Source organism: Kitasatospora sp. NPDC057940 (genome assembly GCF_042887425.1).
Classification (GTDB): Bacteria; Actinomycetota; Actinomycetes; order Streptomycetales; family Streptomycetaceae; genus Kitasatospora.
The window spans coordinates 1-14,183 of the sequence record NZ_JBHVPH010000045.1; the positions used below are offsets into that span (position 1 = coordinate 1).

At 73.3% G+C, this 14,183-nt stretch carries 11 protein-coding genes; 8 read left to right on the top strand and 3 right to left on the bottom strand.

Going from position 1 to position 14,183, the window contains the following annotated elements:
- Positions 1–122: 122 nt before the first annotated feature.
- Positions 123–515 (bottom strand): MerR family transcriptional regulator, encoded by a 393-nt coding sequence (locus ACFVTF_RS36480; RefSeq protein ID WP_387818348.1) that lies wholly within the window; start codon positions 513–515, stop codon positions 123–125.
- Positions 516–667: 152 nt separating this feature from the next.
- On the opposite strand from ACFVTF_RS36480, the gene ACFVTF_RS36485 reads away from it, so the two are divergent.
- Together ACFVTF_RS36485 and ACFVTF_RS36490 are read left to right on the top strand one after the other, a co-directional pair.
- On the top strand, positions 668–1,162 hold the full coding sequence (locus ACFVTF_RS36485) for a peptidylprolyl isomerase (RefSeq protein WP_371518577.1): 495 nt from the start codon (positions 668–670) through the stop codon (positions 1,160–1,162).
- 229 nt (positions 1,163–1,391) lie between these two features.
- The gene (locus ACFVTF_RS36490) at positions 1,392–1,949 is read left to right on the top strand and encodes a hypothetical protein (RefSeq protein ID WP_387818350.1); all 558 of its coding nucleotides are present in this window, start codon (positions 1,392–1,394) and stop codon (positions 1,947–1,949) included.
- A 152-nt stretch (positions 1,950–2,101) separates the two neighbouring features.
- On the opposite strand, the gene ACFVTF_RS36495 is transcribed toward ACFVTF_RS36490, so the two are convergent.
- Complete coding sequence (locus ACFVTF_RS36495; RefSeq protein ID WP_387818352.1) at positions 2,102–3,034, bottom strand: LCP family protein; 933 nt, start codon at positions 3,032–3,034, stop codon at positions 2,102–2,104.
- Positions 3,035–3,936: 902 nt separating this feature from the next.
- Between ACFVTF_RS36495 and ssuE the strand changes: the two genes are divergently transcribed.
- The 6 genes from ssuE to ACFVTF_RS36525 all read left to right on the top strand — a co-directional run bounded on the left by ssuE (position 3,937) and on the right by ACFVTF_RS36525 (position 12,363).
- Positions 3,937–4,491: an NADPH-dependent FMN reductase gene (gene ssuE / locus ACFVTF_RS36500; RefSeq protein WP_387818354.1), complete on the top strand. Its 555-nt coding sequence runs from the start codon at positions 3,937–3,939 to the stop codon at positions 4,489–4,491.
- 331 nt (positions 4,492–4,822) lie between these two features.
- Entirely contained in the window at positions 4,823–5,611 is a 789-nt protein-coding gene (locus tag ACFVTF_RS36505; protein WP_387818356.1) for an ABC transporter ATP-binding protein, read from the top strand.
- A gap of 17 nt (positions 5,612–5,628) precedes the next feature.
- Positions 5,629–8,196: an ABC transporter permease gene (locus ACFVTF_RS36510; RefSeq protein WP_387818358.1), complete on the top strand. Its 2,568-nt coding sequence runs from the start codon at positions 5,629–5,631 to the stop codon at positions 8,194–8,196.
- A 178-nt stretch (positions 8,197–8,374) separates the two neighbouring features.
- Complete coding sequence (locus tag ACFVTF_RS36515; RefSeq protein ID WP_387818360.1) at positions 8,375–10,375, top strand: hypothetical protein; 2,001 nt, start codon at positions 8,375–8,377, stop codon at positions 10,373–10,375.
- Between the two features lie 236 nt (positions 10,376–10,611).
- Positions 10,612–11,652: a glycosyltransferase family 2 protein gene (locus ACFVTF_RS36520; RefSeq protein WP_387818362.1), complete on the top strand. Its 1,041-nt coding sequence runs from the start codon at positions 10,612–10,614 to the stop codon at positions 11,650–11,652.
- Between the two features lie 96 nt (positions 11,653–11,748).
- Positions 11,749–12,363 carry an acyltransferase gene (locus ACFVTF_RS36525; protein WP_387818364.1) on the top strand — a complete coding sequence of 205 codons (615 nt, stop codon included), beginning with the start codon at positions 11,749–11,751 and terminating at the stop codon, positions 12,361–12,363.
- A gap of 13 nt (positions 12,364–12,376) precedes the next feature.
- Here the strand turns inward: ACFVTF_RS36525 and ACFVTF_RS36530 are convergent, their stop codons facing one another.
- Complete coding sequence (locus tag ACFVTF_RS36530) at positions 12,377–14,032, bottom strand: LCP family protein (RefSeq protein WP_387818366.1); 1,656 nt, start codon at positions 14,030–14,032, stop codon at positions 12,377–12,379.
- Positions 14,033–14,183 lie beyond the last annotated feature (151 nt).

The window sequence follows — 14,183 nt, forward strand, 5'->3', positions numbered from 1 at the left end:
GCTCCCGCAACTCAGCAAGATCATCACGCCTAACGCCCACGGTCCTCGCAACTCCCACAGATCGCGGGTGTTGCGAGGACCGTTAGAACCCAAGCGGGCGCCCCGGGCCTTCGCCGTGCCGACTACACCGCGTCGGCCTCCGCCGCCCCGGCCCGCGCCCGGCCGGAGGCGGTCGCGATCACCTCGTCCAGCACCTCGCGGGAGCGGAGCAGGTCGGTGACCATCCGGTCGATCCGGTCCCGTTCGGAGGACAGCTCCTCGACCAGCAGCGGGGTGGCGATCTCGTTCGGGCCGCCGTCGGAGTCGCGCATACAGGGGAGGATCTTGTAGATCGTGCGGCTGTGCAGCCCGGCCGCGAACAGCTCCTGGATCAGCACGACCCGGTCCACCGCCGGCTCCGGGTACTCCCGGTGCCCGCCGTCCGTCCGCCGGGCGGCCAGCAGGCCCTGCTGCTCGTAGTAGCGCAGCGAGCGCTCGCTCACGCCCGTCCGTCGGGCCAGTTCACCGATCCGCATGCCGCCCACCCCGTCGCCGTGACCGAACGCCTGAACCTGACGCCGATGCTAGCTTCCACGGCCGTCGCGCCGGCCGGATAACACGGGGCCGCCACCCGGCGCCGGGCCGGGGGTGACGCGCATCGGCCGACGGGTCGTGCCATGATCCCTGCATGGCTTCCAACGTTTTCTTCGACATCGAGATCGACGGCGTCCCGTCGGGCCGCATCGTCTTCAAGCTGTACGACGACGTCGTCCCCCAGACCGCCCGCAACTTCCGCGAGCTCGCGACCGGCCAGAACGGCTTCGGCTACGAGGGCTCCGGCTTCCACCGCGTCATCCCGCAGTTCATGCTGCAGGGCGGTGACTTCACCAACCACAACGGCACCGGTGGCAAGAGCATCTACGGCGAGAAGTTCGCCGACGAGAACTTCCAGATCAAGCACACCCGCCCGGGCCTGCTGTCGATGGCCAACGCCGGCCGCAACACCAACGGCTCGCAGTTCTTCATCACCACCATCGTCACCGACTGGCTGGACGGCAAGCACGTCGTCTTCGGCGAGGTCGTCGAGGGCATGGACGTCGTGACGGCGGTCGAGAAGCTCGGCTCGCAGAGCGGCCGCACCTCGGCGAAGGTCACCATCGCCAAGTCCGGCATCGTCGAGTAGTCACCGGTTCACCAGGTTCGAAAAACCGCACACCGCCCCGGCCGGGAAAGTCTGATCAGTCGACTTCCCACTCCGGGGCGGTGGCAGTTTCGGGGGCAGGGTAGCCGGGTGAGCGGGCGGGCGGGGCCGGAACCGGGCAATCACTCCGTGCAGTGGGGCGGTCGCTCTAGGCTCTCCGTGCGCGGTCGGAGCCGCGGCGAACTCGACACTCCGGCAAGGTGGTTCACCGATGGAACAGGACGCCGACGACGGCGCGGTGACGTACGAGCAGGTGACGGTGGTCTCGCTCGCCTCGTGCGAGCCGGTCAATCCGGCGCGGATCGCGGTGCGGGTCGCCTGCGAGGTCATGACGGTCAAGCGGGTGGCGGGCTACTGGGTGCGCTGGGACGAGCGCTGGGGGCCGGAGGAGATCCGCCACCACTCGCGCTGGGTGTCGGACGAGGAGTACGTGCGGCCGGGCGCCGGCGGTGTGGACGGCGCGCTCACCGTGACGGTGGCCGCGTACTGGACGTACCGGGAGGGCAGCAGCCCGCGCCGGCCGGCCACGGAGACCGAGGTGGCCTTCCGGCCGGGCGAGGCCGAGCACGAGCTGGTGCTGGAGCGGCCCGACCCGCACCGCCCGGCGGCCCTGACCGTGCACCTGACCGGCGCCCGCTGGCTGGCGGGCGGCGAGGGGCGGCTGATCCACTACGGCTACGCGGGCGCCACCGAGGCCGCCGGCGGCGAGGGGGAGTGGCTGGTCCGCTTCCCCGAGTGCGGTACCGGCCTGCTCCCGCAGACGGGTTAGGCGACCGAGGCCCGGGCCGGTCGGGAGCCGGGACACCGCGCCGTGGAGCGCCACCGCCTCCTGGACCGGGTGGCCCAGGAGGCGGTGGACGAGCGCAGAGGCGAGTGGCATCCACCCGTTGCGGCCGCGCGGCTGCTTCACGTCACGGCGGGCTACTTGATGTCCGGTACCGCGGTGTCGTTCTTGAAGGCGTCGAAGACCTGCTTGGACTTGGTGGCGTCCCACAGCACCGCCGACTCCCCGGTCTTGGTCCGGTAGTCCGGGTTGCCGATCGGGACGGTCAGGGTCTTGCCGCCGCCGCCGTTGACGTCCTTCATGGCGAGGAAGAGCGAGCCGAGGTCGGTGAGGCCGGCGTCGTCGTCGACGATGAGGGTGCCGAGGGCGGAGTCGACCAGCGGGTAGAAGGTGAACGGGTTCAGCACGGTGCCGGGGGAGGCCGCCTGGTGGGCGAGGGCGCCGAGGAACTTCTGCTGGTTGCGCATCCGGCCGAGGTCCTGGTCGGCCATCTGGTGGCGCTGGCGGACGAAGGCGAGGGCCTGCTTGCCGCTGAGGGTCTGGTCGCCGGCCTTGAGGTCGAGGCCGGAGTCCTTGTCCTTGACGTCCTGGTCGATGTGCATCTCGACGCCGCCGATGGAGTCGACGATGCCGACGAAGCCGGCGAAGCCGATCTCGGCGTAGTGGTCGATGCGGATGCCGGTGTTCAGCTCGACGGTCTGGACGAGGAGGCGGCCGCCGCCGTTGCCGAAGGCCGAGTTGATCTTCGAGGTGGTGCCCTTGAGGGTCTTGCCGCTGCTGCTCTTGTACTCGGGGATCGGCACCCAGGAGTCGCGCGGGATGCTCATCAGGGTGTTCCCGTTGTCCCCGACGTGCAGGACCATCATCGAGTCGCTGCGCTTGCCCTCGGTGTCGTGACCGGTGTGCAGGTCGTCCTGTTCCGAGTCGGTGAGGCCCTGGCGGCTGTCGGAGCCGACGATCAGCCAGTTGGTGCCCTTGCCGGCCGGCGGGCGGCCGGGGTAGTCGGCGAGCACGTTCTCGTGGTTGAGCTTGGAGTCGGCCCAGAACCAGGTCGAGACGGCGGTGACCATGACGGCGATCAGGAGGCCGAAGACCGACCACTTGACGATCCGGCGCCGCGGCCACCGCTTGGTCTGTATACCGCCCGGCTGGGCGCCGCCCGGGCCCCCGGGCCCACCCGGTCGTCCGGGACCGCCGGGACCGCCAGGGCCCCCAGGCCCACCGGGCCCGCCGGGGCGGCCGCCGGGCTGTCCGCCCGGACCCTGCGGCGGGACGCCGCCGAGCCGGGACGGCTCCGGCTGTCGTGGCGCGGGCGCGCCCGGCCCGCGCGGGTTCATCGACGACGGCAGCGGCGGCTCGGCCGCCCCGCCGCCCCCGCCGCGCCCGTACGCGCCGCCGTTGCCGCCGCCCCCATACGGGTTCCCGTCTCGGTACGGGTTCCCGCCGCCTCCCGGGCGGCCCTCCTGCCACGTGTTCATGTCGTCGAGGATGCCCGACCCCGCTCGTGCTGACTCCCCCCGGGGTACTCACCAGGTCGCTTGTAGCAGTTTTGATGCACGGGTCGGATCGTTCCGCCGCAACTTCCGCGCGGCCGTACGACGGTGGGGGCGGACGGCGCGGGCGCCGGGTCGACGTGAGCCCGGTCACCACGCGTCGCGTCATCCGCCGTTCAACTGGCGAAACGTTTCTTGACCGGCTCGAACGCAGCGTGTTTGCATTTCGGGTATGGATCAGCGTTGGGCACTCACGCGTCGGCGGCACGTCGACCTGCGGCGTGGTGTGGCCTGTTCGCTCTGTCGCGGCTGAAGCTCGCCCACCGGATCACCTCGGCGTCACCCCACCCGCGCCGGGCACCTCACCTCGAACGCGTCGAGCACGTCGAGCACGTCGAAACACCTTCCCGGGCTCCGACCCGCAGCGGTCCTCCTGCGCCGCGTGGCCCCGCCCCCGCTTCCAGCCAAAGGTGAACGCCATGGCCACCGTCCTGTCCGTTTCCGGCTCCCCGTCCGCCACCTCCCGCACCACCCGCCTGCTGCGCCACGTCGACGCCGGGCTGGAGGCCCGCGGCCACCACGTCGTCCCGTTCGAGGCGCGCAGCCTGCCCGCGCACGCGCTGCTGTCGGGCGACTTCGACCACCCGGAGATCGTCGCCGTGACCGAGCTGTTCGCCCGGGCGGACGGCGTCGTGATCGGCACTCCCGTCTACAAGGCCGCCTACTCGGGCCTGTTGAAGGCCCTGCTGGACGTGCTCCCGCAGTACGCGCTGGCCGGCAAGGCCGTCCTGCCGCTGGCCACCGGCGGCTCGCCCGCGCACGTGCTGGCGGTGGACTACGCGCTGCGCCCGGTGCTCAGCTCGATGGGCGCCGGCCACATCACCCAGGGCTGGTTCGTGCTCGACCGCCACATCACCACCGGGGAGGACGGGACGACCCTGGTCGAGCGGGAGACCGACACCCTGCTGGCCCCGGTCGTGGAGGGTTTCGCGCAGGCCCTGGAGCGGCTGGCCGCACCGGCGCTGACCGGCTGAGGAACCCGGGCCGGGCCCCGTACGGGGCGTCCCCGAGACGGGCTGCGGCACCCCCTAGGGGGAGGGGTGCCGCGCCCCGTAGATCCTTGGTCGGGCGGCTTCATTCCGGCGGATGACGAGCGCGCCCGCCGTTGCTCATAACGTTGTGGACGTCCCCGCTCGTGCCGACGAGGGGCGAGGTTCTCCCGGGAACCGGCGCCCGCCGGGCCCGGTGGGTGGGGTCAACTCCCGGTCGACGACCCTTCCTGCGCCATGCCCGCGTCCTGCGGCATGCCCGCGCACGGAGGGCCGGCCGGGGTCGACGGTCGGGCCCACTTCTTAGGAGACTCCAGTGACGACGGCAGCCACAGCCGTGTACGACCCCCAGCTTCCCGGCGGCGCGCCCGCCGTCGCCGCCGCGGCCCGCCAGGTCAGCAAGGCGTACGGCGCGGGCGAGACCAGGGTCACCGCGCTCGACGCGGTGGACGTCGACATCCAGCGCGGCCGCTTCACCGCGATCATGGGCCCGTCGGGCTCCGGGAAGTCGACCCTGATGCACTGCCTGGCCGGCCTGGACACGGTCAGCGGCGGGCGGATCTGGATCGGCGACACCGAGATCACCGGCCTCAAGGACAAGCAGCTGACCAGGCTGCGCCGGGACAAGATCGGCTTCATCTTCCAGGCGTTCAACCTGCTCCCGACGCTGTCCGCGCTGGAGAACATCACGCTGCCGATGGACATCGCCGGCCGCCGGCCGGACCAGGCCTGGCTGGACCAGGTGGTGGAGACCGTCGGCCTGGCCGGCCGGCTCAAGCACCGCCCGGCGCAGCTCTCCGGCGGCCAGCAGCAGCGCGTCGCGGTGGCCCGGGCGCTGGCCGCCCGGCCCGAGATCATCTTCGGCGACGAGCCCACCGGCAACCTGGACTCCCGGGCCGGCGCCGAGGTGCTCACCTTCCTGCGCCGCTCGGTCGACGAACTGGGCCAGACCATCGTGATGGTGACCCACGACCCGGTCGCCGCGGGCTACGCGGACCGCGTGCTCTTCCTCGCCGACGGCGTGATCGTCGACGAGATGCACGCGCCCACCGCCGACTCCGTCCTCGAACGCATGCGCCGTTTCGACGGCAAGCGGACCAGCTGAGCGGGCGGGACGGACAGATGCTGCTCAAGACCGCTCTGCGGAGCTTCTTCGCCCACAAGGGCCGCATGGCGCTCTCCCTGATCGCCGTGATGCTGTCGGTCGCGTTCGTCTCCGGCACCCTGGTCTTCTCCGACACCGCGACCAGCACCTTCGACAAGCTGTTCGCCGCGACCGCCTCCGACGTCTCCGTCCAGCCGCCCAAGCCGGCCGAGGACGACGAGCAGCAGGCCTCCGACAAGCCGCGGACCGTCCCGGTGGCGGCCGCGCAGCAGGTCGCCGCGGTGCCGGGGGTGAAGTCGGCGGTCGGCCAGGTCATGGTCGAGAACGCGACCCTGGTCGACCCGGCCACCAACAAGCTGGTCGGCCCGACCTCCGGCGCGCCGACCCTGGTCGGCAACTGGACCGAGACCCCGCGCAGCGCGGTGCGCCTCACCCAGGGTCACGCCCCGCAGGCCGCGGGCGAGTTGGTGCTGGACGCGGACACCGCGAAGAAGGCCGGGCTCGGCCTCGGCGCCAAGCTCCGGGTCGACAACGCCGACGGCCGGCACGAGTTCACGGTCTCCGGCATCGCCTCCTTCACCACCACCAACCCCGGTGCGGCACTGGCCTTCCTGGACACCCCGACCGCCCAGCAGGTGCTGCTCGGCGAGCCGGCGTACACCTCGGTCGAGGCGTTCGGCGACGGCAGCCGCGGCAACGACCAGCTCAAGGCCGACGCCCTGGCCAGGCTGGGCGCCGGCTACCAGGTGAAGACCGCGGCCGAGCAGAAGGACGAGAACACCAAGAGCATCGGCAGCGGCCTCGGCTTCATGAAGAACGCGATGCTCGGCTTCTCGCTCATCTCGGCGTTCGTCGGCTGCTTCCTGATCATCAACACCTTCTCGATGCTGGTCGCCCAGCGCACCCGGGAGATCGGCCTGCTGCGCGCCATCGGCGGCAGCCGCCGGCAGGTGAACCGCTCGGTCCTGGTCGAGGCGCTGATCCTCGGCGTGCTCGGCTCGACCCTCGGGGTCGCGGCCGGTCTGGGCATCGCGGTCGGCCTGATCAAGCTGATGAACGCGATCGGCATGAAGCTCGACGCGGGCGACCTGAAGATCGGTCCGACGGTGTTCCTCGCCGGGTACGCCCTGGGCATCGTGGTGACCCTGGTGGCGGCCTGGGTCCCGGCCCGCCGGGCGAGCCGGATCGCGCCGATGGCCGCGCTGCGCGACCACGGCACGCCGGCCGAGGGCCGCGCCAACCTGGTCCGCACGGTGGTCGGCCTGGTCCTGACGGCGGGCGGCGGCGGTCTGCTGGTGCTGGCCGCGCAGGCGCGGAAGGCGGCCACCGGCGGCCAGTACCTGGGTCTCGGCGTGCTGCTCACCCTGGTCGGCTTCGTGGTGCTCGGCCCGCTGCTGGCCACCGCCGTGGTGCGGGTGCTGGGCGCGCTGCTGCCGGCGCTGTTCGGCCCGTCCGGCCGGCTCGCCCAGCGCAACGCGATGCGCAACCCGCGTCGTACCGGGGCCACCGCCGCCGCGCTGATGATCGGACTGGCGCTGGTGATCGGCTCCTCGGTGTTCAGCGCCTCGACGGTCACCTCGGCCAACGCGCAGATCGACCGTTCGGTGGGCGCGGACTACATCGTCCAGGGCGGCCGCACCTCGATCACCCCCGAGATGCTGGACGCCGTCCGCCGGACCCCGGGCATCGACCACGTCACCACCCAGAAGTTCTTCAACCCCAAGCTCCAGCTGCCGGACGGCCGGAGCGTGAAGACCAACCTCACCGCCGCGCCGCCCGCCTTCTTCGGCACCGACTTCCACCTCCCGGTCACCACCGGTTCGGTGGACGCGATCGGGCGGGGCGAGCTGGGGATCGGCGAGGCCTTCGCGAAGGACCACGGCCTGAAGGTCGGCGACCAGGTGACCGTCGCCTACGGCAAGGGCCGCACCCAGGTGCTGCCGGTGGGCGCCGTGTTCGCGAAGGGCTCGCTGTTCGGCGACGGCTCCTTCGTCGACTTCGACACCATGGCCAGGGCCGTGCCCGCCGACGAGCAGCCGCCGGTCTGGACGTTCTTCGCCAAGGCCTCCTCCGGGGCCGACGTCGCGAAGACGCTGACCGCCCTGGAGGGCGCGCTCAAGGAGTACCCGCAGCTGACCATCAAGGACCAGGCCGGCTACAAGGAGGTCGTGCAGTCCCAGGTCGACACCCTGCTCTACCTGATCTACGGCCTGGTCGGCCTCTCCATCACGGTCGCCGTGCTCGGGGTGGTCAACACCCTGGCGCTGTCGGTGGTCGAGCGGACCAGGGAGATCGGCCTGCTGCGGGCGATCGGGCTCTCCCGCCGCCAGCTGCGCCGGATGATCCGGCTGGAGGCCGTGGTGATCTCGGTGTTCGGCGCGGTCCTGGGCACCGGGCTCGGGCTGGCCTGGGGCGTCACCGCCCAGCGGGTGCTGCGCGACCAGGGTCTGGCCACGCTCTCCGTCCCGACCACCACGCTCGCGGTGACGCTGGTCGCCTCGGTGGTGATCGGACTGGTCGCCGCCCTCGTCCCGGCCTTCCGGGCCGGGCGGATGAACGTCCTCGCGGCCATCGCGACGGACTGATCGCGGCCGTCGCGACGGACCGACCGGTGCCGTCGCGACGGACCGACCGGGCGGCGCGGGCCGCAGGACCAGGCGGTGGGGGGGCCGCCGAGGGGGGAACGGGGGGCAGGGGCCGGGTGCGGGCAGCACCCGGCCCCTGCGGCACGGGCCGCCCCCGGTCGACTGAGATGATCGTCCGATGTTCGCCCCGGATACCCCGGACGCCCCGCCGCTGCCCAGCGCCGCGCCCCTCACCGCCGCCGCTGCCACCCGCTGGCGCGCCGCCCGCACCGCCTGGCGCCTGGACAGCCGCTGGCTGGCGCTGCTGCCCGCCGCCTTCGTCATCCTGGCCACCGCGGTGGAGCCGACCCCCGGTGACTGCAACGTCCAGGGCGTCTGCCGGGACACCTGGGGCTCCTCGCTGGCCGCCTGGTCGGTGCTCGCCGAAGTGGTCCTGCTGGTCGGCCGGTTCCGCGGCCGGGCGCTGCTCCCGCCGGCCGTCCTCGCGGTGCTCTGGTACGCCCCGCACGGCCTGGTCACCCCGCTCGGCCGCTGGACGGCCGTCCTGGTCCACCTGCTGCTCTCCGCCGCGCTGATCGGCGCCGAGCTCGGCCGCCGCCGCGCCCGCCAGCAGCTCGACGAACTGATGGCCCCGCCCGTCCCCTTCCCCTGGACCGCGGCCGGAGCGCCCTCGCCCGTCCACCCCGACGGCCCGCCGGTGCTGCGCCGCGCGCTCGGCGGCCTGCTGCTCGCCGCCGCCCTGGTGTTCCCGCTGTACGGGCTGTGGGCGCAGGCCCGGCAGCAGGCGAGCGCCGAACGGGCCGACCAGGTCACCGGCACCGCGGGCGACACCGACCAGGACGGCGTCCTGACCGTCCGCTTCCACCCGCCCGGCGGCGGCCCGGAACGCACCGCCCGGCTGGACATCTGGTGGGCCCGGCCGCCGCAGCCCGGCGAGGCCGTACCGCTGCTGGTGGACGGCGCCGCCGTCCGCGCCGCCGGCGACGACTACGACCTCACCGGCGCGCTGACCGCCGGCGGCCTGCTCGCCCTGCCCGGCCTGCTGCTGCTCGGCTCGGCCGCCACCGCGAACGCCCGCCGCTCCCGGCCCTCCTTCGCGGGCTCCGCTCCCGCCCTCGCCGTCCGGGTCCGCGCCGACGCCCAGGGCGACCTGCTGGTGCAGCCGCTGGACGGCCCGCCGGACGGCCCCGCGCTCTGGCGGCTGGTCGAGCGCGACCGCTACCGCTGGGCCCGCTACGGCGCCCCGGACGGCGAGGGCCCGGCCTGGGTGCCCGAACACCTGGAGACCGAGGACGACGACGCCGACCACCTCGACGTCGAGGTCTCCTACGACGAGGAAGAGGAGGAGCTCGGGGACGTCCTCGACCGGCTGACCCCGGAGCAGGCCGCCGCCTGGCTCGCCCGCGCCGGCCGGAGCGTGCCGGCCGTGCTGTACCGGGGGCCCGACGGGCCGGAACAGCAGCTCCTGGTCCGCCCCGGACTGCTGGACCACGACCCGCGCTGGGTGGCGGCCGTGGTCGCCCCCGCCGCCCGGGCCCCGCGGCCGGGCCGGCGCACCGAGGGCTACCGGGAGCGGGAGCTGGCCGTCGCCGCCCTGACCGCCGAGACGGTGGCCGCCGCCCCCGCGGCCGGGACGGACGCCGAAGCGGTGCCCGCCCGGCGCTGGGAGATGCCGCTGCCGCTGCGGGCGGTGGCCGGCCCGGTGCCCGCCCTGCTGCTCGCGGGCCTCGTCGTGCTGCTCGACCGGAGCGGCTGGTGGGGCGGCCTGGTGCACCCGCTCCTGACCGGCACGGTGGCGATCCTCGCCTGCGGCCGCACCCTCTCCTGGCAGATGGTCGTCGACCGGGACGGCCTGCGGATGGCCACCGCGCTGCGCACCCGGACCTTCCGGTGGCAGGAGATCAACGCGGCCGCGGTCCACCGCAACCTGCTCACCGTCCAGCTGCGCTCGGGCGAGGAGGTCACCGTCGGCAGCCGCCCGGCCGCCTGGCTGGCCGGACACCTCGGGGACCGCTACGACCCGGTGGAGCTGGCCCGGGCCGTCGCGACCGCCGCCCACCGGCCGGACCTGCGCCCGCACCGGTCGCTGCCGGACCGGCTGGGCGGCCCGCAGCACCTGCTGAACCGGTTGTCGCTGGGCGGCTACGCGCTCTTCACCATCGTTCACCACCTGCTCTGAACCTGCGCCGAACCTGCACCGAACCCGCGCGGCCGCCCCCGAACCCCGCCGGGGGCGCCCTGCCGGGCTCCGTCCCGTCCTCCGGAAACCGCCCGTTGCGACCCGGCTGCGGGCCCGTGAGCGGAGCGGAGTACGGTGGGCGTGATCAAGGAGTCCAACCGGGCGTCGCGGGCTGTGTGCAGCGGCCCGGACCGGGACAAGACGGAGACGTGTCCGCACCGGTACGGTTGGCCCCGATGAACACCAAGGCTGCTGAGGAGCTGCCGGCTGTCTCCGTGATCATGCCGGTGCTCAACGAGGAACGACACCTGCGGACGGCGGTCCGGCGCATCCTGGACCAGGAGTACCCCGGGCCGATGGAGGTGGTGATCGCCCTCGGTCCGTCCACCGACCGGACCGCGGAGATCGCGGCCGAACTGGTGGCGGAGGACCCGCGGGTTCGGACCGTGCCGAACCCCACCGGTCGCACCCCCGCGGGGCTGAACGCCGCGATCCGGGGCTCGCGCCATCCGATAGTGGTGCGCGTGGACGGCCACGGCCTGCTCACCCCCGGCTACATCACCACCGCGGTCCGGCTGCTCGACGAGATGGACGCCGCCAACGTCGGCGGCATCATGCACGCCGAGGGCGAGACCGAGTGGGAGAACGCGGTCGCCGCCGCGATGACCTCCAAGATCGGTGTCGGCAACGCCGCCTTCCACACCGGCGGCCTGGCCGGCCCGGCGGACACCGTCTACCTCGGGGTGTTCCGGCGCGAGGTGCTGGAGAAGCTCGGCGGCTACAACGAGGAGTTCATCCGCGCCCAGGACTGGGAGCTCAACTACCGGATCCGCCAGGACGGCGGGCTGGTCTGGTTCACCCCGCAGCTCAAGGTGACCTACCGGCCCCGGCCGTCGGTGAAGGCGCTGGCCAAGCAGTACAAGGACTACGGCCGTTGGCGCCGGGTGGTCACCCGCTACCACCGCGGCTCGGTCAACCTCCGCTACCTGGCCCCGCCGACCGCCCTGCTGGCCGTCACCCTCGGGCTGGTGCTGGGCGTCGCCGTCCACCCGGCCCTCCTCGCGGTGCCCGGCGCGTACGTGCTGGGCATCCTCGGCGGCGGGCTGGTCGGCGGCCGCGGCCTGTCCTTCAAGGCCAGGACGATGCTGCCGGTGGCGCTCGCCACCATGCACCTCAGCTGGGGCTTCGGCTTCCTCACCTCGCCCCGCTCACTGGCCCGCCGGGTGATAGAGAGTGTCGGCCCGGCCGCCAAGGACGTCCTCTCCAGGGCGAGTTGACGCCGACCGGGCAGGGTTCGTCCGACGGTTTCCGCCGGGCGCGCGAATTGTCGGACGAATCCTGAGAGTCGACCCGCACCGCTATCGTCGGTGCGCATGGCGACAGTTGAGGGCGGGCCCGGCGCGGCCCGGATCGAGCCGAGCGCGGACGTCGACGAACGGGCCGTCATCGGCGCGGGGACGACGGTCTGGCACCTCGCCCAGGTCCGCGAGGACGCGGTGATCGGCGCCGAGTGCGTGATCGGCCGCGGCGCCTACGTCGGTCCGGGCGTCCGGATCGGGGACCGGGTCAAACTGCAGAACCACGCGCTGGTGTACGAGCCCGCGCTGGTCGAGGACGGGGTGTTCATCGGCCCCGCCGCCGTCCTCACCAACGACCGCCACCCCCGCGCGGTGACCCCGGAGGGTCGGCCCAAGCGTCAACAGGACTGGCACGCCGAAGGAGTGACGCTCCGTCAGGGCTGTTCGATCGGCGGCCGGGCGGTCCTGGTCGCCGGGGTGACGGTCGGCCGCTGGGCGCTGGTCGCGGCCGGCGCGGTGGTCCACCGGGACGTCCCGGACTTCGCCCTGGCCGCCGGCGTCCCGGCCCGCCGGATCGGCTGGGTCGGCCGCGCCGGCGAGCCGCTGGAGCCCGCCGGCGACGGCCGCTGGCATTGCCCCCGCACCGGCGAGCACTACCAGGAGACGGACGGCACCCTCACGCCGGAGTAGGGCCTGGGCCCGGCTACTTGGCGCACGCGTCGGTGTCGTCCGCCTGCACCCGCTGGAGGTCCTTCGGCGCCTCGGTCGGGGCCGCCGCCGGAGCGGCGAGGACGTCCTTGCCCAGCACCAGCACCAGCGGGCCCTTCGGATCCGCCTTCGGATCCTGCCGGGCGGCGTCGCCCGGCAGGCCGAGCGCGGCGGCCAGGGCGGCGGCCGCGGCGTCCTGCCCGGCCGGGAAGGACACCGCGGTGGTCGCGGTGACGGGCGCGTCGGAGGCGGTCGTGGCCTTGGCGAAGCCCTTGGTGCGGAGCTTTTCCACGGTGGGCCCCGACTGCCCGCGCGTCCCGCTGCCGTTGCGCACCGTCACCCGGACGTCCTTGGGGTCCACCGTCGGGGCGGCGGCGGTCGAGGCCGCCGGTGCGGTCTCCGGTGCGGCCGTGGCGGCGTCGGCGGGCGCGGCGGTCTCGGTCAGCGAGCGGTCGCCCGCGACCATCGAGAACAGCTGCCCGGCGTCCGGCTGCTTGAGCACCAGCCGGTCCTTGTCCTTGGGGTCGTCCAGGACCGGCACGGTGGCGAAGGTGATGTTCTTGGTGTCGACCTTGCTGAGGTCCAGCGCGAGATCCTTGAGCTTGTCGACGCTGCCGATCCCGGAGTCCACGGTGAGCGCCTTGGTGGCGGCGTCGGCGAGCTTGTAGAGCTTGCTCGGGCTGGTCAGGGTGTCGTCGCTCTTGATCTTGCGGATCATCGAGCTGATGAACTGCTGCTGGAGCGGGATGCGGGTGAGGTCGCCGCCGAAGCCGACGGCGTGCCGGGTGCGGACGAAGGCCAGTGCCTCGTCGCCCTGGACCACGTGCCGGCCCTTGCTCATCTTCAGGTGCGAGTCCGTGTCGTTGATGTCCTTGGCCGCGCAGACCTCGACCCCGCCGACGGCGCTGGACAGCGTCTTCACCGCCTCGAAGTTGACCTGCACGAAGTGGTCGACCCGGATCCCGGTCATCTTCTCGACGGTCTTCCAGGTGCAGCCCGGGTCGCGCCCCTCCTGGCCGAGGCTGTTGTTGAACATGTCCCGCGCGGAGCCGGGGATCTTCTTGCCGTCGCTGCTCTGGCACTCCGGGATCGGCACCATCAGGTCGCGCGGGATGCTGATCGCGGTCGCGTTGGAGCGGTCCTTGGAGATGTGGAACAGCAGCGTGGTGTCGGCGTGCCCGGCGCTGCCCTCGTCGCCGTACTCGCGGCCGAGGCCCTGCCGGCTGTCGGTGCCCAGCACCAGGATGTTGAGCGCGTCCCCGGCGGCCTTGGGCCGCTCCTCCTCGTTGCCCAGCTGGACCTTGACGGAGGTCAGGTTGCTGTTGAAGTGCTGGTACAGGTAGTACGCCCCGCCGCAGCCCGCGACCATCACCAGGGCGCCGGCCCCGGCGGTCCACTTGAGCGCCCGGCGGCGCCGGGTCCGCTTGGCGGCGGCGGCCGCCCGGCGCCGGGAGTCGCGGCGGCCCGGCCCGGGGGTGCCGGCGGTCGCGGTCCCGGACTCGGTGGCCGGCGTCTGCTCGGCGGCTCCCCGTTCGGCCGTCCGGCGGCGCTGCCCGGGGATTCCGGCGGACGGGTCGAGGCGGTACTGGCCGGTTTCCGGGTCGCGCGTCCACTGGTCGGCGGGATCGACCTCCGGTTTGTCCTGCTGCACGGGGGTTCCCTACCTCCGACCGGTCACGGCTCCGGCTCGCCCGTTCGGCGGGCCGATCCGGACACACTAGACGAGCCGAACGGCGGAATCCTGCCGGTGTGATCTGCGCCATGTTCAGGTAATGGACGGGTAAAGTCTCCTGGGCGTGCGG

Excerpts from the sequence above, each read along its gene's own strand:
- ACFVTF_RS36480 (WP_387818348.1), bottom strand. The coding sequence starts at position 515 with ATGCGGATCGGTGAACTGGCCCGACGGACGGGCGTGAGCGAGCGCTCG.
- ACFVTF_RS36485 (WP_371518577.1), top strand. The coding sequence starts at position 668 with ATGGCTTCCAACGTTTTCTTCGACATCGAGATCGACGGCGTCCCGTCG.
- ACFVTF_RS36490 (WP_387818350.1), top strand. The coding sequence starts at position 1,392 with ATGGAACAGGACGCCGACGACGGCGCGGTGACGTACGAGCAGGTGACG.
- ACFVTF_RS36495 (WP_387818352.1), bottom strand. The coding sequence starts at position 3,034 with ATGGTCACCGCCGTCTCGACCTGGTTCTGGGCCGACTCCAAGCTCAAC.
- ssuE (WP_387818354.1), top strand. The coding sequence starts at position 3,937 with ATGGCCACCGTCCTGTCCGTTTCCGGCTCCCCGTCCGCCACCTCCCGC.
- ACFVTF_RS36510 (WP_387818358.1), top strand. The coding sequence starts at position 5,629 with ATGCTGCTCAAGACCGCTCTGCGGAGCTTCTTCGCCCACAAGGGCCGC.
- ACFVTF_RS36515 (WP_387818360.1), top strand. The coding sequence starts at position 8,375 with ATGTTCGCCCCGGATACCCCGGACGCCCCGCCGCTGCCCAGCGCCGCG.
- ACFVTF_RS36520 (WP_387818362.1), top strand. The coding sequence starts at position 10,612 with ATGAACACCAAGGCTGCTGAGGAGCTGCCGGCTGTCTCCGTGATCATG.
- ACFVTF_RS36525 (WP_387818364.1), top strand. The coding sequence starts at position 11,749 with ATGGCGACAGTTGAGGGCGGGCCCGGCGCGGCCCGGATCGAGCCGAGC.